Source organism: Arhodomonas sp. KWT (assembly GCF_010993615.1).
This window is the reverse complement of sequence record NZ_WNXE01000627.1, coordinates 1-974: the sequence shown is the minus strand read 5'-3', so window position 1 is coordinate 974 and position 974 is coordinate 1. Positions and strand designations below refer to the sequence as shown.

Below are 974 nucleotides of genomic sequence, written 5' to 3'. Positions count from 1 at the left end.
GGGGTGAAGTACTGCGCGTCCCCGTCGGGGAAGGTGAATCGCACCGCGCGGAAGCGCTCGCCATGGTTCACGAAGTCCGCCGCGACGATGTCGCCATTGCGCAGCTTCTCGCCGTCGCGGTAGATCTCGTTGTAGATCACGCGGAACCGGTCGCCCCTGCGCAGGTCCAGGGCGAAATCGATGTCCCAGCCGAAGATGCTGGCGAGCTGCATGACCTGACGGTCGGAGAGGCCGGCCTCGAGTGCCGAGGCGTACAGCGAACTCTTGATCTCGCCACTGGCGACCCGCCGGCGGCGCTCCAGCGGGGTGGTGGTGACCTTCGTGGTGTAACCGTCCGCGCCACGGCGTACCGTGAGCGTGTCCGTCTCGTTGAGCTCGTAGCGAACCGCGTCCAGGTTGCCGCGGCCGTCAAGGGCGATACGGATCTCGTCGCCGGGATAGAGGCTGGTCAGGGCCTCGGCACGCTCGCCGGCGTTGACGACGTCGTAGACGTCCCGGGCGGACAGCCCGGCGCGGCTGAACAGCGCAGCCAGCGAGTCGCCCGACTGGACCGTATAGGCCTCCCAGGCCGGTGACGCCACTGCGGTGGACTGTGAGGCCTCGGAGGCGAGTAGCGAATCTGCCGGTGCCGGTACGTCGGTCAGGGTCTGTTCCGGCGTGGTCGTGAGCGACGCCGTCTGAAGCTTCGGGGCTTGTGTACGCCCGTTGCTGCCGGCCGTGCTGCCGGTGGCCGGGCCGACACGTTCCGGTGCATGCTCGGTCAGGATCTTCAGGGGCGTCAGCCCTTCCGGGCGAGTGGCGTTGTCGTCGGCGGAGGGCAGTTCCAGGGTGCGCACGAGCCCATCGCCGCCGACATTCGCGTCACCTTTGTTAGTGGACATCGCGAATGCGCCGATACCGGTGACGACCGCGACGGACAGGGCGAGTGCGTGATGGATGCGGCGGGGACGCTTCCGACGGTTGGACAGGCTGGC

General features: G+C 68.2%; 1 protein-coding gene. It reads right to left on the bottom strand.

The window, feature by feature from the left end:
- Positions 1–881, bottom strand: an 881-nt coding sequence (locus G7A99_RS21260) for an OapA family protein (RefSeq protein WP_371807652.1), incomplete at its 3' end; no start/stop codon positions are given.
- Positions 882–974 lie beyond the last annotated feature (93 nt).